The sequence below is a fragment of the Hyalangium sp. genome (assembly GCF_035629615.1).
Lineage (GTDB): Bacteria > Myxococcota > Myxococcia > Myxococcales > Myxococcaceae > Hyalangium.
On sequence record NZ_DASPHO010000088.1, the window covers coordinates 1 to 19,016 of the forward strand.

At 69.7% G+C, this 19,016-nt stretch carries 20 protein-coding genes; 10 read left to right on the forward strand and 10 right to left on the reverse strand.

Annotation, left to right across the window (positions count from 1 at the left end; all coding sequences use genetic code 11):
* Window positions 1-1,062: hypothetical protein (locus tag VD972_RS03820; RefSeq protein WP_324980890.1), on the reverse strand; the 1,062-nt coding region annotated here is incomplete at its 3' end.
* 61 nt (window positions 1,063-1,123) lie between these two features.
* Window positions 1,124-2,698 carry a response regulator gene (locus VD972_RS03825; RefSeq protein WP_324980893.1) on the reverse strand — a complete coding sequence of 525 codons (1,575 nt, stop codon included), beginning with the start codon at window positions 2,696-2,698 and terminating at the stop codon, window positions 1,124-1,126.
* A 176-nt stretch (window positions 2,699-2,874) separates the two neighbouring features.
* On the opposite strand from VD972_RS03825, the gene VD972_RS03830 reads away from it, so the two are divergent.
* On the forward strand, window positions 2,875-3,816 hold the full coding sequence (locus VD972_RS03830; RefSeq protein WP_324980895.1) for a 1-phosphofructokinase family hexose kinase: 942 nt from the start codon (window positions 2,875-2,877) through the stop codon (window positions 3,814-3,816).
* Window positions 3,817-3,933: 117 nt separating this feature from the next.
* Window positions 3,934-4,263, forward strand: a complete 330-nt coding sequence (locus tag VD972_RS03835; protein WP_324980897.1) for a hypothetical protein — start codon at window positions 3,934-3,936, stop codon at window positions 4,261-4,263.
* A 25-nt stretch (window positions 4,264-4,288) separates the two neighbouring features.
* Here the strand turns inward: VD972_RS03835 and VD972_RS03840 are convergent, their stop codons facing one another.
* Window positions 4,289-5,590 (reverse strand): SGNH/GDSL hydrolase family protein, encoded by a 1,302-nt coding sequence (locus tag VD972_RS03840; RefSeq protein WP_324980898.1) that lies wholly within the window; start codon window positions 5,588-5,590, stop codon window positions 4,289-4,291.
* 77 nt (window positions 5,591-5,667) lie between these two features.
* On the opposite strand from VD972_RS03840, the gene VD972_RS03845 reads away from it, so the two are divergent.
* The gene (locus VD972_RS03845; protein ID WP_324980900.1) at window positions 5,668-6,303 is read left to right on the forward strand and encodes a DUF2378 family protein; all 636 of its coding nucleotides are present in this window, start codon (window positions 5,668-5,670) and stop codon (window positions 6,301-6,303) included.
* Between the two features lie 4 nt (window positions 6,304-6,307).
* Here the strand turns inward: VD972_RS03845 and VD972_RS03850 are convergent, their stop codons facing one another.
* A complete protein-coding gene (locus VD972_RS03850) occupies window positions 6,308-7,012 on the reverse strand; it encodes a hypothetical protein (RefSeq protein ID WP_324980903.1) in 705 nt (234 codons plus the stop codon).
* Between the two features lie 98 nt (window positions 7,013-7,110).
* On the opposite strand from VD972_RS03850, the gene VD972_RS03855 reads away from it, so the two are divergent.
* Complete coding sequence (locus VD972_RS03855; RefSeq protein WP_324980906.1) at window positions 7,111-8,466, forward strand: DUF4032 domain-containing protein; 1,356 nt, start codon at window positions 7,111-7,113, stop codon at window positions 8,464-8,466.
* A 9-nt stretch (window positions 8,467-8,475) separates the two neighbouring features.
* Window positions 8,476-8,784: a hypothetical protein gene (locus tag VD972_RS03860; protein ID WP_324980909.1), complete on the forward strand. Its 309-nt coding sequence runs from the start codon at window positions 8,476-8,478 to the stop codon at window positions 8,782-8,784.
* A 3-nt stretch (window positions 8,785-8,787) separates the two neighbouring features.
* Here the strand turns inward: VD972_RS03860 and VD972_RS03865 are convergent, their stop codons facing one another.
* Window positions 8,788-9,159: a DUF423 domain-containing protein gene (locus VD972_RS03865; RefSeq protein ID WP_324980912.1), complete on the reverse strand. Its 372-nt coding sequence runs from the start codon at window positions 9,157-9,159 to the stop codon at window positions 8,788-8,790.
* A gap of 103 nt (window positions 9,160-9,262) precedes the next feature.
* On the opposite strand from VD972_RS03865, the gene VD972_RS03870 reads away from it, so the two are divergent.
* Window positions 9,263-9,910 (forward strand): SET domain-containing protein, encoded by a 648-nt coding sequence (locus VD972_RS03870; protein ID WP_324980915.1) that lies wholly within the window; start codon window positions 9,263-9,265, stop codon window positions 9,908-9,910.
* A gap of 17 nt (window positions 9,911-9,927) precedes the next feature.
* Here VD972_RS03870 and VD972_RS03875 read toward each other — a convergent pair whose 3' ends face one another.
* The 4 genes from VD972_RS03875 to VD972_RS03890 all read right to left on the reverse strand — a co-directional run bounded on the left by VD972_RS03875 (window position 9,928) and on the right by VD972_RS03890 (window position 14,622).
* The gene (locus VD972_RS03875; protein ID WP_324980918.1) at window positions 9,928-11,139 is read right to left on the reverse strand and encodes an ABC transporter permease; all 1,212 of its coding nucleotides are present in this window, start codon (window positions 11,137-11,139) and stop codon (window positions 9,928-9,930) included.
* 7 nt (window positions 11,140-11,146) lie between these two features.
* The gene (locus tag VD972_RS03880) at window positions 11,147-12,616 is read right to left on the reverse strand and encodes an efflux RND transporter periplasmic adaptor subunit (RefSeq protein ID WP_324980921.1); all 1,470 of its coding nucleotides are present in this window, start codon (window positions 12,614-12,616) and stop codon (window positions 11,147-11,149) included.
* Between the two features lie 45 nt (window positions 12,617-12,661).
* On the reverse strand, window positions 12,662-13,306 hold the full coding sequence (locus tag VD972_RS03885) for an ABC transporter ATP-binding protein (RefSeq protein WP_324980938.1): 645 nt from the start codon (window positions 13,304-13,306) through the stop codon (window positions 12,662-12,664).
* Between the two features lie 65 nt (window positions 13,307-13,371).
* Window positions 13,372-14,622, reverse strand: a complete 1,251-nt coding sequence (locus VD972_RS03890) for a TolC family protein (RefSeq protein WP_324980941.1) — start codon at window positions 14,620-14,622, stop codon at window positions 13,372-13,374.
* Window positions 14,623-14,770: 148 nt separating this feature from the next.
* Between VD972_RS03890 and VD972_RS03895 the strand changes: the two genes are divergently transcribed.
* Window positions 14,771-15,715, forward strand: a complete 945-nt coding sequence (locus VD972_RS03895; protein ID WP_324980924.1) for an acyl-CoA dehydrogenase family protein — start codon at window positions 14,771-14,773, stop codon at window positions 15,713-15,715.
* 14 nt (window positions 15,716-15,729) lie between these two features.
* Here VD972_RS03895 and VD972_RS03900 read toward each other — a convergent pair whose 3' ends face one another.
* Window positions 15,730-16,443 carry a hypothetical protein gene (locus VD972_RS03900; RefSeq protein ID WP_324980927.1) on the reverse strand — a complete coding sequence of 238 codons (714 nt, stop codon included), beginning with the start codon at window positions 16,441-16,443 and terminating at the stop codon, window positions 15,730-15,732.
* Window positions 16,444-16,501: 58 nt separating this feature from the next.
* Between VD972_RS03900 and VD972_RS03905 the strand changes: the two genes are divergently transcribed.
* The 3 genes from VD972_RS03905 to VD972_RS03915 form a co-directional block, all read left to right on the forward strand.
* Window positions 16,502-17,281, forward strand: coding sequence for a hypothetical protein (locus VD972_RS03905; protein WP_324980930.1), 780 nt, complete (start codon window positions 16,502-16,504; stop codon window positions 17,279-17,281).
* Between the two features lie 41 nt (window positions 17,282-17,322).
* Window positions 17,323-18,636: a M18 family aminopeptidase gene (locus tag VD972_RS03910; RefSeq protein ID WP_324980933.1), complete on the forward strand. Its 1,314-nt coding sequence runs from the start codon at window positions 17,323-17,325 to the stop codon at window positions 18,634-18,636.
* A 147-nt stretch (window positions 18,637-18,783) separates the two neighbouring features.
* Window positions 18,784-19,016, forward strand: a 233-nt coding sequence (locus VD972_RS03915; RefSeq protein ID WP_324980936.1) for a hypothetical protein, incomplete at its 3' end; no start/stop codon positions are given.

Genomic DNA, 19,016 nt, shown 5'->3' on the forward strand with positions numbered 1-19,016 from the left:
CACCTTCACCGGGATCTGGTAGCGGTGGACCACGCTCGCCACCACACCCCACGCAGGGGGGTAGGGGTTGCCGTACTCCAGCAAGAGCGTCACATCCTGACTGGAGGCCGGGATGTTCCCGGAGATCAGCTCCCCGGCATAGCCCACCACTCCCTCCTTCAGCCCGCCCACCGCCGGGGCCAGGATCAGGCTGTGGCGCACGGAGGTCTCGGGCAGGGGCACGGCCAGCGGGTGCACCGCCGCCCGGTGCGCCTCGAAGCTCGAGCGCCGCCAGTCCACGGTGAGCTGCTGCGGTGCAAACGCGCTGAAGGTTCCGCTCACGGGCGTGGACTGCCCATCCCCGCGGAGCGTCACGTTCGTCAGCGTCAGCGCCCGCGCGAGCGCGAAGTAGTTGAAGTCTCCCGACGCGCGCCGAAGCTTCTGGAGCAGGTAGAGACGATCCCCCTTCGTGCTGTCGATGACCTCCTGGCGCCCGAAGGCCGAGCGGTACTCCGCGCTCTGCCCGGTCAGCGAGGTTCCCCCCGGCTGTGGCGCGGAGCTCAGGTGGAGCACCCCCGCCGCTCCCGCGTTCGGAGCCACCAGGTCGAAGTCCTGGTAGGCCTCCATGGGCGCCAGGCCGTCCACGCTCAGGGTGGCCTGGAGGGCCGTGGGCACGGTGACGACGCCCTCACGGCCCAGGAGGTACTCATCCAGGTTGAGCTGGCGGTGCTCAGTGATGACGTACGAGTTCGTGCCTCGCTTCAAGTAGTAGGGGCCCTGCGGGACGTTGTCGAACTGGAAGGCGTCGGTGTCCCGGGCGACGAAGGGGCGTGTCTCGAAGGTGTCGCCCGTGGGCACGAGCACCGACAGCGTGGACCGCACGCCCGTGTTGTCCAAGGCCACCACATCCCCCGTCTCCAAGCGGCGGTGGATGATCCGCTGGCCGTAGACCACGTTCGGGTCGTCGCCCTCCGGGGGCGGGTCGGGTGGCAGGGGCTTGTCGCCCTCACAGGCGAGCGACAGCAGGCTCAGGGACACGAGCAGGGCAGCGAGGCGGAGGGAGCGTGGGGGCGGGATGGGCATGACCCGGGGATCGTAGCCCACCCGTCCCGCGCGTCCGACAGGGACCGCCGGGCCCCGGGGCTCAGGGCGCTCGAGGCAGCAGGACGGTGAAGGTGGTCCCGCCCTCCACCAGGGACCGGACGCTCACCCGCCCCCCATGCGCCAGCACGATGTGCCGGACGATGAAGAGCCCCAAGCCGATGCTCCTCCCTGCATGGCCTGTCTGCGAGGGGAGGCCTCGCTCCATCGGCTCGAAGATGCGAGGGAGCACATCGGACGCGATCAGGTTTCCCTCGTTGTGCACTTCCAGGACGACCGCGTCCACCTCTCCCCGCGTCGTCACCCGGACCGGCGTCTCCGGTGGGCTGTACTGAAGCGCGTTCCCCAGCAGGTTGGTGATGACCTGGGCCAGCCGATCCGGATCCCACTCCCCCAGCCCGTCTCCGGACTGCTCTACCAGGATGGTGCGGTCCGAGTGGGTGGGCTGCACCTCGTCCACCACCGAGTGCACCAGGGCGTGGAGGTTCGCCTGCCGCCGGTGCAGCGGGATACCGCCCCCCTGTCGCGCCCGGGTGAAGTCCAGCAGATCCCGGATCATCCGCGTGGCTCGCTCGGCGGACGTGAGGACGCGGATGGCGTTGCGCCGCTGCCGCTCCTCGAGCTCCTCCGACTTCAGCAGGGCCGTTGCCGCCAGCGTGATCGCGTTCAGCGGGTTGCGCAGATCGTGGCTGACGATGCCAATGAGCTGACGCTCGAACTCGGCGCGCTGCGAGGACTCCGCCTCCAGCCGCCTGCGCTCGGTGACGTCCTGGAGCGCTCCCACCACCTGGGTGGCACGGCCCTTCGTGTCCCGGACGATGTGGCAGCGATTCACCACGTGAGCCCACGTCCCCTCCGCGCGCCGCAGACGGTACTCCGCCTGCCAGTCCTGCACCTCGGTCCCGACAGCCTCCTCGAAGCTGCGCAGCACCCCCTCTCGATCTTCGGGGTGGATGCACTGGTTCCACCAGCCAAGGGTGTTCCCCACATTCTCTGGCCTGTAGCCAAAGTAGGTCAGGAGGCTCGGGCTGTGCTGCAGCTCTCCCGTGATCGGGTTCCACTCCCAGATGATATCCCGGGTCGCACGCGCGGCGAGCTGGTACCGCAGCTCGCTGTGGCGGGCCCGCTCTTCGGCAGCCTGCACCTCCAAGAGGGCGCGCTCCGCGATGAGACGCAGCGAGCGCTCGTCCGCGAGCGTCCGCTTTCGCTGCAGCTCCCAGCGCAGGAGCGCATGCACCCGGGCCAGCAGCTCCGCCGCGTGGAACGGCTTGAAGACGTAGTCATTGGCGCCCGCCAGCAGCCCCTCCTCCACGTCCTCCGGACGCGTGTGCCCGGTCACGAGGAGGATGGGGAGCATGGCCATGGCGGGGTTGCCGCGCAGGTACCGGCAGACCTCGATGCCGGACAGGCCGGGCAGGTGCCAGTCCAGGACGAGCACGTCGGGCGAGGGTCGCTGCTGGAGCACCTCGAGGAGCTCTTCTCCCGTCGAGAACACCTCTACCCGGCAAGCGCTGGACAGTGCGCGGCGGATGGCCTCAATCTCCATGGGGCTGTCGTCTACAATCCAGGCCAGGGGCGACAGATTCTCAGCAGAGCCGGCGGACGAGGAGGGGGACACGAGGAGACTCGCTCTAGTCCCTGCTCCTCTCAGGCGTCAACGCGCAGCGGTGACAAGTTCGATCATCCGTTCGACATGATGCGTTTGGACGTGGAGGTGGGAGTCGTCAGCTGGGGGTGGAACGACGGGCCGCATCCGGGTACATCCTGGTCAGCCATAGAGAGGGACGCTCAGCCATGAAGCCCATTGTGACGCTGACCATCAACCCGACGATCGATCTGGCCACGACCGTGGCGGAGGTGACGCCCGAGCACAAGCTCCGGTGCGAGCCGGAGCGCCGCGACCCAGGTGGCGGAGGGCTCAACGCCGCGCGGGTCATCCGCGAGCTGGGCGGAGAGTCGCTCGCGCTCTACCCTCGGGGGGGTTCCACGGGAGACCTGCTGGAGCAGCTCCTGGAGCAGAAGGGCCTGCGGCGCTGGCCCATCGTCATCTCGGGCCATACCCGGGAGAACTTCACGGTGGCGGAGAAGAAGAGCGGGCGCGAGTTCCGCTTCGTCATGCCGGGGCCCACGCTGTCCGAGAAGGAGTGGCAGGCCTGCCTGGAGTCGCTGTCCACCGTGGCGGCGGACGCTGACTACATCGTCGCCAGCGGCAGCCTGGCGCCCGGCGTCCCCGTGGACTTCTATGCCCGGGTGGCCCGGGTGGCGCGCAAGCAGAACGCGCGGCTGGTGCTCGACACCTCGGGCGAGCCGCTGCGCGCGGCCCTGGAGGAGGGCGTGTTCTTCGCCAAGCCCAACCGTAAGGAGTTCCGGGACATGATGGGCACCCAGGTGGATGATCCCGCCGCCCTGGCCGCGGCCGCCCGGAGCTTCCTGGAGCAAGGACGCGCCGAGCTGCTCGTCGTCTCCAAGGGGGCCGATGGCGCGCTCCTGACGACGCGCGAGGGCCAGTTCAGCGCCACCCCGCCGCCGGTGGAGACGCACAGCTCGGTGGGCGCAGGGGACAGCTTCGTGGGAGGCATGACGTTCGGGCTCGCGAGCGGCCTGTCACCCCAGGAGGCCTTCCGGTGGGGCATTGCCTCCGGCACCGCGGCGCTCCTGAGCGCAGGCACGGATCTCTGCCGGAGGGCGGACGTCGAGCGTCTGTTGACCCAGGTCCAGCCCGTGCGCCTGGCGTAGGCTGGAGCTCCCCGAGGGTGCTCGCGTGCGTCACTTCCTCTTCTTCTGCTTGCTGATGGTGGCCTGGCCGGCGCGCTGCTCGGGCTGATCGGACCGTACGTCGCGGTGGGCCCGGAGGTGGCCTGGTACGGCGGCGTCGGCACCCGGACCGAGGTCTTCAATGGACAGGTCACCCTGTCGCAGCACTCCCTCTTCCAGCTCGGAGCCCTGCTTCGCCTGGGCGCTGAGGTCGGTCCCACCCGGACCTCCGTGCTGGCCGGGCTGGGCCTCAACGACAACCGCTCGGGCCATGCGGGAGCCTCGGTGGGAGGGGAGGTGGAGCTGCTCCTGGGAGAGCGCCTGTCGGTAGCCCTCGAGGTGCGGTACCACTTCAACCTGGAACGGGAGCTCTCCCGCTCCGACCCGGACTACCTGACGTTCGGCGTGGGCTCTCGCCTGAGGTGGTGAGGGGCGCGAGTCCCAGCCCGGAGGCTCAGGGCTTCGGCTCCGGCTCCGCAGGCTGCGGCGCGGGAAGCTCCGGACGCTGAAGCTTCCACGTCCCCACATACCGATCGTGGTTCCGTGGGTTCTCGTAGCGGGCCAGGCCCACCAGCCCCTCCGGAGTGAGCACCGCCTCGTGCTCCACCTTGCCCCGCCCCTTGCTCAGCAGCGGGGTGGAGAAGCGCACCCGGGAGGGCTCCACCGCGAGCGCCTCGAGCGGGAAGGGCCCCTCCGTCCTGCCGCTGGCGAAGACGATGCGCACGGTGCCGGCCAGCGCGGTCCCGGCCTGCTTCACCGCCAGGTGGAGCGTGGCCGGGGACTGGCCGGCCTCCTGGGAGTAGAAGCGCATCTCCCCCTGCCATGTGCCGAGCAGCGCGGGCAGCTCCAGGGGCTGGCCCTCCGGGAGTGTAGGCAGCTCGGGAACCCGGGGCTGTCCCTCGACGTAGCCGCCGCTCTGGCGCAGCTCCTCATAGGTGGCCCAGGCCACGCGCTGGAGCGGCTCGGCCTGCTCGGGCGTGAGCGAGACCAGCGTCACCGTCTTCGCGGGGTTGAGCACCCCCTCGGGCATCGGGTGCCCGGTGAGGGTGGAGGCCAGTCCCACGGGGGAGCTGCCCGTCAGCGTCGTGTAGAGCGTGGAGGCCGTGAGGTAGCTGCCCGCGGGGGAGGGGTGGCTGCCGTCCTCGTGGTAGAGCACCCCCTCGGGGTTCTCCTGTCGCGCCCGGGCCCAGGCCAGCCCCGCGGGGATGATGGGCGCTCCCAGCTCGCGGGCCACGGACATGTAGGCCTGCGTGAGACGCGCCTGGGACTCGGGGGTGTCTCGCCGGGCCCAGGTGAGCAGGAAGAGCGGCTGCGCGCCTACCTTGCGCGCCTCCTCGGCAAAGCGCCTCGCGTAGGGGTGGAAGGCGAGCTCCGGGTCATTCACCTCGTGGCGGCCCTCGATGAGCAACAGGCCCAGCGTGCTCTGCTCCTGGAGCACCACATAGTCCCAGCGGCCCTGCCGGAGCGCCGCGAGCGCCTCTCCTCGCTCCCAGTGCTGCTGGAGCCGCACCCCTGGCTGGGTGACGGCGCGCGTCCGGATGCGCAGGGGCGGGGTGGCCGACGCCGCCAGGCCCTCCACCAGGGCCGGTAGGTTGTTGTTGTACGTGTAGCTGTTACCGATGAAGAGGACGTGGAGCGGGCGGGCCGGCGGGGGGGGCTCTGCGGATGCGAGGGGGACGCACAGCAGCCCCCACACCAGGAGCGTTGCCAGCGGGGTCAGCGAGGGGTGGGAGCCAGAGGGCAAGCGCATTGGCATGGAGGGAGGGACTCCGCGAGGACGGATTCTGCAGTATTTGCCTTGCCCCGCCCAGGCATGCCTAGCCTTGTCCCAGTATGAGTGGGCGTCGAGACTCCACATCCATCTACGCCGTCCAGGACGTGCGACAGCAGCTCGAGCAGCGGCTCGCGCTCGCCGAGCCGGAGGACACCTGTCGTGGCATCTTCTTCAACGGCGTGCTGGACGGGGTGAAGGCGTTCCTGGGGCCCGAGATCGAGGCACGCTGCCGCGAGTCCGCGGGCCAGCGGAAGTTCATCGACTTCTTCAGCTATCCGGTCTCGGGCTTCATCCAGATGTCCCTCACCGTGGTGGATCTCCTGAGCCCTCACCTGGGGGGGGGATGGCAGGTGCTGAGGTGGATGGGCGAGCAGTCCACGCTGAGCTTCCTGAACACCGTGGCGGGCAAGACGGCGCTCATGCTGGCAGGCACCAACGTGAAGCGGCTCGTCAACCAGCTGCCCATCAGCTACAAGGCCTCGCTGAGCTACGGCGAGCGAAGGGTGGAGTGGACGGGTGAGCGCAGCGGGCGCTTCATCTTCAAGCGCGACTTCATGCCGCCCGCGTACCACGAGGGCGTCATCGCCAAGGCGGTGGAGCGGGCGAAGGTCCGCAGCGTCCTGGTGCGCGGGTATGCCACGGGCCCCCTGGACACCGAGTACGAGCTGACGTGGGAGGACGCCTCCAAGCCCTGAGCGCTCAGAGCACCTTCTCGAGCTCGCGGCGCAGGTCCTCCTTGGACAGCCAGCCCGTCACGGCCACCGGAGTCACCAACTGGAGCGTCTGCTGCTCGCGGAGCACCTGTGCGGCCGGGCCTACCGTCAGGTGCACCTTGCGGACCTGGGTGCGCAGCGCCTCCAGCCCGAGCAGCTCGCGCGACAGCTCCTCCAGCACGCCGAAGGCCCGCGCGCCCAGGGTGTCCAGCGCGCCCAGGGCCTCGGGCTCCGGTGGGAGCTTGTCCCAGTCCACTTCGAGCTCCAGCGGGGTGCCCAGCGTCGCAGCCAGGGAGGCCTGACGCTCGGCCAGCTTCCGCCGCAGCTCGAGCTTCGTGGGCGGAGGCGGCGCTCCCGGCGCGGGCTGGAAGAGCCCCGGGAACTCGTGCACGGTGATGGCTTCGACGGCTTCCAGCCGGATGAAGAGGGCGTCCGGCTGGGGGCGTCGGGCGTCCCCGCTCAGCGCGTGCAGGACCACCGTCTTGCCACCCCGGGGGTCCTCGCGCTGCTCCAGGAAGACTCCCTGGAGATCCCGCCCGCTGCGCAGGTGGAGCGTCACCATCGGGAGCCGGACCGGCTCACCCTTGGCCCGTAGCTTGTCGAACTCGCCCAGCCGGGAGAGCAGCTCCTCCAGGGTGCGAGCCTCCAGGCCCTTCAGCGACTTCACGAGGGGTTCCACTGCCAGTGCCATGGGTGCTCCCGCCTGCGGATGGAAGGTGTCCACGCGGTCCAGGCCGCGGAAGAGGTGGACGCTAGCGTGAGGCTCGCCGGGTCGCTACAAGCCATTCCATGCCACCCATCGGCCTCACCGCCATCCAGATCCGCCAGGGGCATCCGGACTTCCTCGATCTGCCGTGGAATCTGCCACTCGGGGAGTGGGAGGGAAAGTGCACCCGGCTGGTCCAGGTGCCTCGCGGCCTGTCGCGGCATGAGGTGCTCTTCGTCAGCTATGGCAAGGTCATCTACGCCCTCAAGGAGCTGCCGCCACGGGTGGGCCAGCGCGAGTACGAGGTGCTGCGCGGCCTGGAGGAGCGGGAGCTGCCGGCGGTGGCGGCCGTGGGGCTGGTGAAGGCGCGCACGGGCTCGGAGCCCTCGGAAGGCGAGGAGAGCAGCGTGCTCATCACCCGCTACCTGGAGGGCTCGCTGCCCTACCGCACGCTCTTCATGAACCAAGGCCTGGAGCGCTACCGGGAGCGCTTGCTGGACGCCATGGCCAGCCTGCTGGTGCGCCTGCACCTGGGCGGCTTCTACTGGGGGGACTGCTCCCTCTCCAACACGCTGTTCCGCCGGGACGCGGGCGAGCTGCAGGCCTACGCGGTGGACGCGGAGACCTCCGAGCTGCACGAGCGCCTGTCCGAGGGCAAGCGCCTGCACGATCTGGACATCATGGAGGAGAACATCGCCGGTGGCCTGGCGGATCTAGCGGCGGCGGTGCAGCTGCCCCCGTCTCTTGATGTCTTCGAGACGGGCCCCACCATCCGCAAGCGCTACGAGCGGCTCTGGGAGGAGATCAACAAGGAGATCCCCATCGCGACGCACGAGAGCTACCGCATCCACGAGCGGATCCGCGCGCTGAACGATCTGGGCTTCTCGGTGGGGGAGGTGGATCTGGTGGCCAGCGGCGAGAGCGATCACCTGCGCATGCGGACCATCGTCACGGACCGCAGCTACCACCGCCACCAGCTCCACAACCTCCTGGGCCTCGTCGCCGAGGAGAAGCAGGCCACGCTGCTGCTCAACGAGATCCAGGAGCTCAAGGCCACGCTCACGCGCGAGCTCAACCGCAGCACGCCCTTGAGCACCGCGGCGTTCCGCTGGCTGGAGGAGCGCTTCAACCCCACCATCCAGAAGCTCCAGCCTGTGCGCGGCGCCACGGAGCTCTCCGAGCTGTACTGCCAGGTGCTGGAGCACAAGTGGTTCCTGTCCGAGCGGGCGAAGGCGGACGTGGGGCTCGAGCGTGCCATTGAGGGCTACATGGAGCTGCGCAAGCGCCAGAAGGATCCCGCGGTGGCCTCTCTCCTTCCTGGAGAGCCAGCCTCGCCCTCGCTCCCCCGGCCGGTGCCAATAAGCGCAGCCGATGGGACACAGGAGTCAGTCCCCTTGCTCAAGGTCCCTGCCGTCGACAGCTCCCAGGGAGACCGTTAGCTTTCAGGCATGCCCTCGTCATCCTCATCGATCGGCACGCCTCTCGCTGTTGAAGTCGAGATCCGACGGGAGAAGGCCTCGGCGCTGCGGCGCGTCGGGGACAAGCTGGAGACCCTGATCGCTCAGCTGGTGAAGCTTCAAGGCGAGCTGTCCACGCTCAGCGGGTGGCAGCGCGCGAAGAAGGCCGAGGAGTACCAGAAGCTCTGGGCCGACGCCGACTACCAGCGCTGGTGCCTCGTCATCCAGCGCGAGTCCCTGGGCCTGTTCCATCACGCGGAGGTGGACCTGATGTACCCCATTCCACCGAAGGTGAAGTGAGGCTCAGGCCGCGGAGCGCCACACGGCGATGGCCAGCAAGGCCCAGCCGACCAGGAAGCCCAGGCCCCCTATGGGGGTAATGGCGCCCAGCGCTCGGATGCCCGTCAGCGCCAGCACGTACAGGCTGCCGGAGAAGAGCACGATGCCGGCCAGCATGGCTCCTCCAGCGGTGGAGAGCAGCGGAGAGGGCCGCGTCTGCGCCACGAGCCCGATCGCGATGAGGCCGAGCGAGTGATACATGTGATAGCGCGCTCCCGTCTCGAAGATCGTCAGGAGATCCTGGGGAAGCCGGGCCTTCAAGGCGTGCGCGCCAAAGGCCCCCGCCGCCACCGAGAGGAACGCGTTGGCCGCGCCCAACACAATCCACAGCCGCATCGTCGAGTTCCTTTCATCGAGGGTCCGAGTTGCGGCAAGGTACACCGCCCTGGGCGGGGCGTCTCGCCCGGGTGTCTCCCTCGCCACTGTCTTTTCACGCTCGATGACCGACTCCACCTCGAAGAAGTCCACTCCCGCTCCGTCTTCCAGCCCAGGACGCCCGCTCTCGTTCGAGCTGCGCGAGTCTTCCATCCAAGGGCGCGGTGCCTTCGCCACGCGCCGCATCCGCAAGGGCGCGCGCATCATCGAGTACACCGGCGAGCGCATCACCCAGGCGGAGGCGGACAAGCGCTACGACGACGAGGCGATGGGTCGCCACCACACCTTCCTCTTCACCCTGGACGAGAACACGGTGATCGATGCCGCCGTGGATGGCAACGAGGCGCGCTTCATCAACCACAGCTGTGATCCGAACTGCCAGGCGCTCATCGAGGATGACAAGATCTTCATCTACGCCCTGAAGGACATCTCGCCCGGCGACGAGCTCCTCTACGACTACGCCTACGAGCGGGCCGAGGGGATGGATGAGGAGTCGGAGCAGCTCTATGTGTGCCGCTGCGGCGCGAAGAACTGCCGCGGCACCATCCTCGCGCCCCCGAAGCCAGCGAAGAGCACCCAGAAGGCGAAGAAGGGCGCGAAGCGCTCCAGCAAACCCGCGACGACCGGGAGGAAGACGTCCCGCGTGAAGGGCCCCCAGCGCAAGAAGACGGCGCGTGAGGGCTCCCAGGCGAAGGGTCGCAAGCGGGCGTAGGGGCTGTCGGCTCCCTTCTACTCGTACCGGAGCGACTCGATCGGCGTGAGGCTCGCGGCCCGCCGGGCGGGCCAGATTCCGAAGAAGACGCCCACCCCGCCCGAGAAGACGAAGGCCAGCACCACCGACTCGGGCGCCACGGCCGTGTTCCACCCTGCGAGCTGCTGGAGCGCGTAGGAGCCGCCCAGACCCAGCAGGAGCCCGAGCCCTCCGCCCACCAGGCACAGCACGAGGGACTCGATGAGGAACTGGAGCATGATGTCGTTCGGACGTGCGCCGAGCGCCTTGCGCAGGCCGATCTCCCGGGTGCGCTCCGTCACCGAGACCAGCATGATGTTCATGATGCCGATGCCGCCCACCAGCAGAGAGATCGCCGCGATGCCCGCCAGCAGCAGGGTGAAGGTCTGGGTCGTCTCCTGCACGGTGCTGAGCAGCGAGGCCTGATCGCGGATGTTGAAGTCCGCGTCCTGCCCCGGGCGGAGCCGGTGCGCGCGCCGGAGGATCTGATCGATCTCCACCATGGCGGCATTCATCTTGTCCTCGCTCACGGCCTGCACCGCGATCGAGCGCAGCCGGTTGTTGCCCATGACGCGAAACTGCGCGGTCGCCAGGGGGATGTAGATGCTCTCGTCCGGGTTCGAGAACCCCTGGGAGCCCTTCTCAGCGAGCACGCCGATGACCTCGAAGGGCACACCGCCGACCCGGATCGTCTGCCCCACCAGCGCGTCGGTGGAGGCGCCGCCGAGCTGTGCTCCCACCAGGGCGCCCAGCACCGCCACCCGGCGCCGGCCTCGATCCTCCGCCTCCGTGAAGAGCCGCCCGGCTGCCACCTGGTAGTTGTTGACGCTGAAGTAGGTGGGCCAGCTGCCCACGATGGACAGGTTGGCGTTGCTCGCGCCGCGCTCGATCTGGACGCGGCTCTCCATCTCGGGCGAGACGGCCTGGATGCTCTCCGACTGCGCGCTGAGCGCCTCCGCATCCTCGACGGAGAGCAAGGCCTGACCTCGGCCCAACCCACCGGCGAAGGACTGCCCCGGGCGCACGGTGAGCACGTTGGCGCCCAGCGTCTTGAGCCGGGCCTCCACGGAGCGCTGGGCACCCTCGCCCAGGGCCACCATGGTGATGACGGCCGCGATGCCGATGACGACACCCAGCATGGTGAGCAGCGAGCGCAGCTTGTTGGCGACGATCGCATCCAGCGCGACCCAGAGGATCTCGAAGATCAGCATGGCCCTGTTACCTCCGCCCGCCGCCGCCACCGCGCCCGGTGCCGCCCGCGCCAGGGATCACCCCGCCGGTCCGCTGCCGCATCCGCTCGAGGCTCTGCTGCTGCTGCTGCTGGAGCTGGGCCACGGAGACCAGGAGCACCTTCTCACCGGGCTCCAGGCCGCTGAGGACCTCCGTGTTCTCCCAGTCACTCAGGCCCAGCATGACGCGCCGGGGCTGCGGGCCTCCCGCCTGCTGCACGAAGACCACCCCTGGGCGCCTGTCCGGGTTGTCTCCGCGCTGCCCCTGTCCGCCACGGGACCGGGAGCCCCGCGCACCGGAGGCGGTCGCCCCCTCAGGTCTGCACGCCCGGAGCTTCTCGCGATCCGCCTCGGACAGCTCACCCGGCCCGCCATCCGTTCGGAGGCGCTGGAGCAGCTCCGTGCACTCGGGGGAGGGGGCGGGGGCGCTCTCGGGAGCCGGGCCGCCCTCGGGGGAGGCTCCCGGCGGACGCAGCGTCGTGCGCACCGACGCCTCATCCAGTCCCAGCACGGCCGCCGCGGAGGCGGCCTCGCGGGGGCTCACCACCGCCGCGTTGGGGATCGTCACGACGTCCTCCCGGCTGGCGATCTGGACGCCCACCTCTGCGTTCATCCCTGGCTTGAGCAGCCCCTCTGGGTTCTTCAGGCGGATGAGCACCGGGAAGAGGGTCACGTTCTGCTCGACCACGGCCTGGGGCTCAATCTTGACGACCTCGCCGATGAAGGTGCGGCTCGGGTAGGCCTCCAGCGACACCCGCGCCTCCAGGCCGGGGCCGATCTTCCCGATGTCGGTCTCGTCCACCTTTGTGCGGACCTGTATCTCGGACATGTCGGCCATCTTGAACAGCGTGGTGCCGCCAGACACGTTGGTGGTGGCGGAGGCGATGATGAGCCCCGGCTCGATGGTTCGCTCCAGGATGGTGCCGGCGATGGGGGCGCGGATCGTCACGTCCTTCCTCCGCTCTCGCGCAAGCTGCAGGTTCGTCTCGGCGCGGACCGAGGCCGCGCGGGCCGTGGCGGACGAATCCACCGCCGCCTCCAGCTCCTGCTGGGTGACGACGCCCGAGGCCCGCAGCGACTCCATGCGCTGGCGCTGGGCATCCACGGTCGACAGGCGGACCCGAGCGGACTCGAGGTCCGCCTCGGCCTGGGTGAGCGCGTTCTGCACGTCCCGAGGATCGATCTCCGCCAGCAGATCTCCCTGCGCCACCTTGCTGCCGGTCTCGACGAGCACGCGGAGGACCTCGCCGGAGGCCTTCGACTTCACCTCCACCACCCGGATCGGCTCCAGCAGGCCGGAGGCCTCGGCGACGATCTCCAGGTCCATGCGCTTGGCCTCGGCGGTGGGCAGCTCCTGCTGGGCTGTCTTCTCCGTGGACCGGGTGCGCGCGAAGTACACCCCCGCCCCGGCGAGGGCCAGCGCTCCGAGGATGAGGACCACCTTCTTCCAGTTGCTCACGAGCGCTTCTCCCGCCGCGCCACCTCGCCAGGCAGCGCGGCCAATTCACTCCTGCTTCCTGTCATCCCGCTCGATCACGCCGTCCTTGAGGAAGAGGACCCGCTTGGCGTGCTCGGCGATGTCGGCTTCATGGGTGACCATCATGAGGGTCTGCCCCTGGGCATGGAGCTCGCCGAAGAGCGCCATGATCTCGACTCCCGTCTTGCTGTCGAGCGCGCCCGTCGGCTCGTCCGCCAGCAGCAGGGCAGGCTGGGTCACCAGGGCTCGGGCGATGGCCACGCGCTGGCGCTGGCCGCCCGAGAGCTCGTTGGGGCGGTGGTCCTTGCGAGCCCCCAGGCCCACCTTCTCGAGCAGGGCCGCGGCCCGCTCATGGCGCTGGCGCTTCTTCACGCCCGCGTAGACGAGCGGCAGCGCCACGTTGTCCAGGGCGGAGGCGCGGGGAAGCAGGTTGAAGCTCTGGAAGACGAAGCCGATCTCGCGGTTGCGGATCCTCGCCAGGGACTCCTCGCTCAGCCCCGCCACGGGCTGGCCGTTGAGCCAGTACTGACCGCTGCTGGGGATGTCCAGGCAGCCGATCAGGTTCATGAAGGTGGACTTGCCGGAGCCGGACGGCCCCATGACGGCCACGTACTCGTTGCGTCGGATCTCCAGGTTGACTCCGCGCAGCGCGAAGACCTCCTCCGAGCCCATCCGGTAGGTCTTGGTGAGGCTCTCGACGCGGATCACCACGTCCGACAGCGCGCGTTCCGCCGCGCTCACAGCTTCCTCCCCAGGATCGACTCGAGCTCCGCGCGGGAGAGCAGGTAGTCGAAGCGCAGGCTCACGAGGTTGTTCTGCGCCTCGACGAGGGCCGCCTGGGAGGTGAGCAGCTCCAGGATGGTGGTGGCGCCCAGGCGGTAGCGCTCCTGCTGGACGCGCAGATCCTCCTCGGCCACCTCGACGGCCTGCCGGGCCATGGAGATCCGCTGCTCCGAGAGCTGGAGCTGGCTCAGCACCCGCTCGGCCTCGGCGCGGACGGCCCGCCGGGTGTCGGCGAGCAGGGCCTGAGTCACCTCCGCCTGCGTCGTCGCGCGGACCATGCCCTCCTGTCGCTGGAAGCCGTCGAAGATGGAGTAGGACAGGCCGAGCTGGACCGACCAGCCCGTTCGCCCGCTGGAGAAACCGGGGTCCTCGATGCCCCAGTTGTAGCCGAGGTTGTAGCCCCCGGAGAGTCGGACAGTGGGGTAGTACTGGGAGCGCGCCGTGCCGATGCCCGCCTCCGCGGCGAGCACGGCGGCCTCCGCGGACTGCACCGAGGGTGCCTGCGAGACGAGGCTGGAGATCACCGCCTCGCGCGAGGCCTGGATCGGCGTGGGCTCGAGGGGGCCGGAGGGGGCGGGATCCACGGGCCCATCGACACCGACGAGCCGGCCCAGCGAGAGGGCGGCCGTCAGGCGCTGGTTCTCGAGCTGGAGCAAGGACTCCTGGGCGGTGTTGAGCTCGAGCTGGGAGCGGAGCACGTCCGAGCGAGTCGCCGAGCCTACGGTCAGGCGTCGCTCCGCCGCGCCGACGCCTTCCTTCGCGCGCTCAATGCGAGCCCGCGCCACGGCCATGAGCTCCTCGGCGCGCAGCGCGTCGAAGAACGAGCGCTCGACGGAGAGCTCCACGGTGAAGCGCTGCCCGACGAGCTGGGCCTCCGCGGACTGGGACTCGGCCTGGGCGCGCTGCCGCTCGGAGCGGCGGCGGAACCCGGTGAACACGTCCCAGGAGGCCGAGAGGCCGGCACTGGTGGAGCCGTTGGAGCCATTGCCGAGCGAGCTGTTTGCGCTAAGGGACAACCCTGGCAGGTAGGCCCCGAAGGCGCTCCGCTCAGCCGCCTGAGTCGTCCGGATGGTTCCCTGCGCCTGGACGACCTGGGGACTGACCTTGAGGGCCCGGGTGAAGGCCTCCTCGAGCGTCATGCTCACCCAGGCGCTGTCCTGCTGGGCCGAGCTGGTGCCAGGCGTGAGCACCAGGGCGAGGAGCACCGCTGTCAAGGCGAGCAGGTATCCGCGATGGTGTGTCCCGGGAGAGGTGGGCATCGTCCGTAGGTGAGCGAGCAGTTCCAGGAGCAGAACCCCTGGGTGGGGCAAAGGTTAGAATGCCTACCATTTTCCGGTGGCATAGAGTGGGGCCGTGGATGAAATCCTTCGGTTCCTCCTGACGACGCCGCCGCAACCAGGTGCCCTCCAGTCGCTGGAGGACTGGTGGCGTCAACACCTGGGGCTCGCCTCGCGTTTCCCGGTGACCGTGGACCTGGCATTGGCGGGCGGCTTCCTGGCGGATCGGCTCGGCTTCGCGTTTGCCTCCGGGTACCACGCGGCCTTGCGCTCCCTCTTCACGGGGATGCCACCGGACCACCGCGCCGCGCTCTGCGCCACCGAGGCGGGGGGGGCCCATCCCAGCGCCATCCAGACGCGCCTCTCTGGCGGTGACGGCGGCGGGCCCCTGCGCCTCTCCGGATCCAAGGGCTTCGTCACCTTGGGCACGGCGGCCGAGACACTGTTTGTCGTGGCCACCGAGGGGCAGGACGAGCAGGGCCGGAACCGGCTGCGGGTGGTGATGATCGACGCTCATCGCGAGGGCGTGCACTTCACCTCGCTCCCTCCCATGCCGTTCGTCCCGGAGGTCCCCCACGCGGAACTGGAGCTGCGAGAGGTGGCCGTGTCTCCGGACGAGGTGCTGCCCGGGGATGGGTACACGCGCTACCTCAAGCCTTTCCGGACGGTGGAGGACTGCCACGTCCATGCGGCCTTCCTCGGCTGGGTGCTCCAGGTGGCGCGCCGCTCGGGGTGGCCGGAGCGGGTGCAGGATGAGGCGCTCGCGCTGGCAGTGGCGATCCGCGGGCTGGCGCTGGCGGAGCCCACCTCGCCAGCGGTGCACGTGGCGCTCGGCGGAGTGCTGGAGCTGTGCCAGCGGTTTGTGAGGGGACTGGAGGAGTGGTGGCCCCAGGTGGACGCGCAGACGCGCGAACTCTGGGAGCGGGACAAGGCCTTGCTCGGGGTGGCCGGCAAGGCCCGGGCAAGGCGCCGCGAGGTGGCCCGCCAGCGGCTGGCAGGCGGCTCAGGATCCGAAGGCTGAGGGGAGTCGGGGGCTCAGTAGCGCCCGCCGCCCAGCGCGCTGACGGCGGCCGACAGGATGCGGTTCTCCACGCCCCAGACCGCCTTGTTCATCCCCTTGACGCCGGCGCCCCGCAGGTAGTCCGTGAAGTCGTGGAGCGCCGTGGAGCGCTGCATCCGCTCCGTCTTCGCCGCATACAGCAGCGGCGTGCCCGGCGCCCCCGTCAGGCCCAGATCCGGGCAGGCCTCGGAGAGCGCCTTCGGATCGATGCCCGTGGCCGCCGCGAGCATCCCCACCGTGAACTTGTGCACCGGCAGCTCCCGGGCGTTCGGCACCTTCTTCAGCACCTTCGCGCGATCCTCGGGGCTGGTGGCCAGCTGCTCCAGCTTCACGTTCGCGATCTCCAGGAGCTGCTCGTTCGACACGTGCTTGTTGTCCAGGATCGCCCGCGTGAAGAGGCTCTCCATCGTGTCGCCCTTGATCTGGATCCCCGATGCGTCCGAGGCCCGCATCCGATCGACCATGCCGGCGATGGCCTTGCCCACCGGCGTGTCAGGCCCACCGCGCCAGGCGCCCGGCATCGGCTTCGCCACCGCGGCCTGGACCACCGGCGCTTCGAAGCTGCTGCGCTGCACCTGGCTCAGTGCGTTCGTCGGCGCCGTCTTCGCGGTCGCCGCGGGGCGGGTCTCCGCCTGAGCAGCAGTGGGAGCAGGCCGGAGGGCAGTAGGGCGGCGACCGATGGGATCCATGGAAGAACTCCTGGAGAGACGTTGGGGCCATTATCTGACACCCTGGGTGGAAGTTGCCATGCCTTCCTTTCCTTCCGAGTTTGCAGACCTCCTCACCCCCAAAGGCCTCCGGATTCTCAGAGGACGAGACACTCAGGTGTGTGGCGCGCTGCTCCGGGTGCCGCCCCAGCGCTTCATCTCCCTGACGGGGGTCATCGACGCGAAGAAGGCTGCCGCATGCCGGGACGTGCTGGAGGAGGAGCTGCTCGGCACGCTGGCGCAGATGGAGGATCCCATCCCTCCGGAGAGCCTGCTGGGGATGACGGAGAACTACTCGGAGCTGCTGCCCAAGACCGTGCGGGTGCGCACCGCCCTGCTGGGGAGCCGTCGCTCGCGCTCGTGGCGCGCGGCCGAGCGGGTGGGGCTCACCGCCATGCTGCGCTCGGAGAGCTTCGGCGCCTTCGCCGCCGCGGTGAGCGGGCGGGCGCTGCGGCGCAGGTGGGGCATCCAGGCGCTGTGCTACGGGCCCGGTGACTACTCGGGGCCGCACAATGATCACCACCCCGAGGACGCCGAGGCACGGGATGGGTACGTCGACATGCACGTCAGCCTCGCCACGCCGGCCGTCTCGCACCAGTGGCTCGTCTACGCCCGGGGCGGCCACTTCTCGGAGATCGCCAGCGTTAATACGGTGGGAGGGATGACGGTGTACCGGCTGCCCTTCTGGCACTACACCACGCCGCTGGTGGCCCGCCCCGGCGCAGAGGAGGCCGCGCGGCGCTGGGTGCTGCTCGGCACGTTCCTGGATGCACCCCGGGGGCACCGCCGGGGTGCCGCCGTCGAGCCGCCCACTCCCTGAGCCTTGGAGCCGCTGCGGCAGGGGCGCTAGCCTGCGAGGCAATGAGCCCCATCGACACGGACGCCACGGCCAAGGATCTGCTTGCCTATATCGACGCTTCCCCGACCCCGTACCACGCGGTGCGGGAGACGGCTCGTCGCCTCTCTGAGCAGGGCTACCGCGCGCTGGATGAGCGGGAGCCCTGGACGCTCCAGCCCGGAGAGCGGGTGTACGTCACCCGGGCTGACACGAGCATCGCCGCGTTCCACCTGGGCACGGCATTCGTGGAGCGCGCGGGCTTCCGGTTGGTGGGCTCCCATACGGACTCGCCCAACCTGCGCCTCAAGCCCAACGCTGCCGTGTCGAAACAGGGCTACCACCAGCTCGGCGTGGAGATCTACGGCGGGGTGCTGCTGAGCACGTGGCTGGATCGGGATCTGTCCCTGGCGGGCCGCCTGGTGGTGCTCGGCGCTGACGGCCGCCCCGAGGGCCACCTGGTGGACCTCCGTCGCCCGCTGCTGCGCGTGCCCAACCTGGCCATCCACCTCAACCGCACCGTCAACACGGACGGCCTCAAGCTCAACGCGCAGGACCACATGGTCCCCGTGCTGGGCCTGGAGAGCGCGGGCCCTGCGGAGCTGCGCTCATTGCTCGTGCGCGAGCTGGCCGGGGCGGGCGTGCGCGCCGAGGCCGGGGACATCCTCGGCTATGACTTGTGCCTCTATGACACGCAGCCCTCCACGCGCTCGGGCGCCAACGGCGAGTTCCTCCACGCGCCGCGCCTGGACAACCTGGCCAGCTGCCACTCGGCGCTGTCCGCGCTGCTGGCCATGGACAAGGCCCGCGAGGCTACCTGCGGCGTCGTGCTCTACGATCACGAGGAGGTGGGCAGCCGGAGTGCGCAGGGCGCCGCGGGCACCTTCCTGCGCGACTGCCTGGAGCGGATCGTCCTGGGCCACGCGGACGGGCGCCCGGACGCGTTCCACCGGGCCATCCGTCATTCGTACCTGGTGTCCGCGGACATGGCGCACGCCGTCCACCCCAACTACGCCGCGCTCCACGAGCCCAGGCACCAGCCGCTGATGGGCGGCGGTCCCGTCATCAAGTCCAACGTCAACCAGTCCTACGCCACGGATGGAGAGACCTGGGCGTACTTCGCGGCCCTGTGCCGCGAGGCCGGCGTGACGCCCCAGCACTTCGTCACCCGGACGGACCTGGGCTGCGGCAGCACCATTGGCCCCATCACCGCCGCGCAGCTGGGCATCCGCACGGTGGACGTGGGCAGCCCCATGCTCTCCATGCACTCCATCCGCGAGCTGGCCGCGGCCGCGGACGTGGCGGCCATGGTCTCCGTGTTGCGGCGCTTCTTCACCTGAAACGCGTGTTTCATGGACTGAAGGGGGGCTTGACTTCCGAGGTTGGACGCCAAAGGGCCTCGATATGGATGCCCTGGGTTGACGTTCCAATCAGGTCACGTTCACAATGCGTTGGTTTCAAGACAATCCTCCTGGGAGGGAGTCAGCGTGAGAAGAGTTGTTGTTCTGGCCATGGGTCTGCTGGCGGTGATGGGCCTTGTCACCGGTTGTTCCAGCAAGTGTGAATCGGTCTGCGCAGAGGCCAATACCTGCAATGTGGCGGAGCGGCCCACCGATGTGGACTGCCCGCACTTCTGCCAGGACGCAGAGGACTTCGATGTACGCGCGACGGCGGCGGGCCAAGAGAGCTGCGCGGCCCAGTTCCAGGCGCACCTGGACTG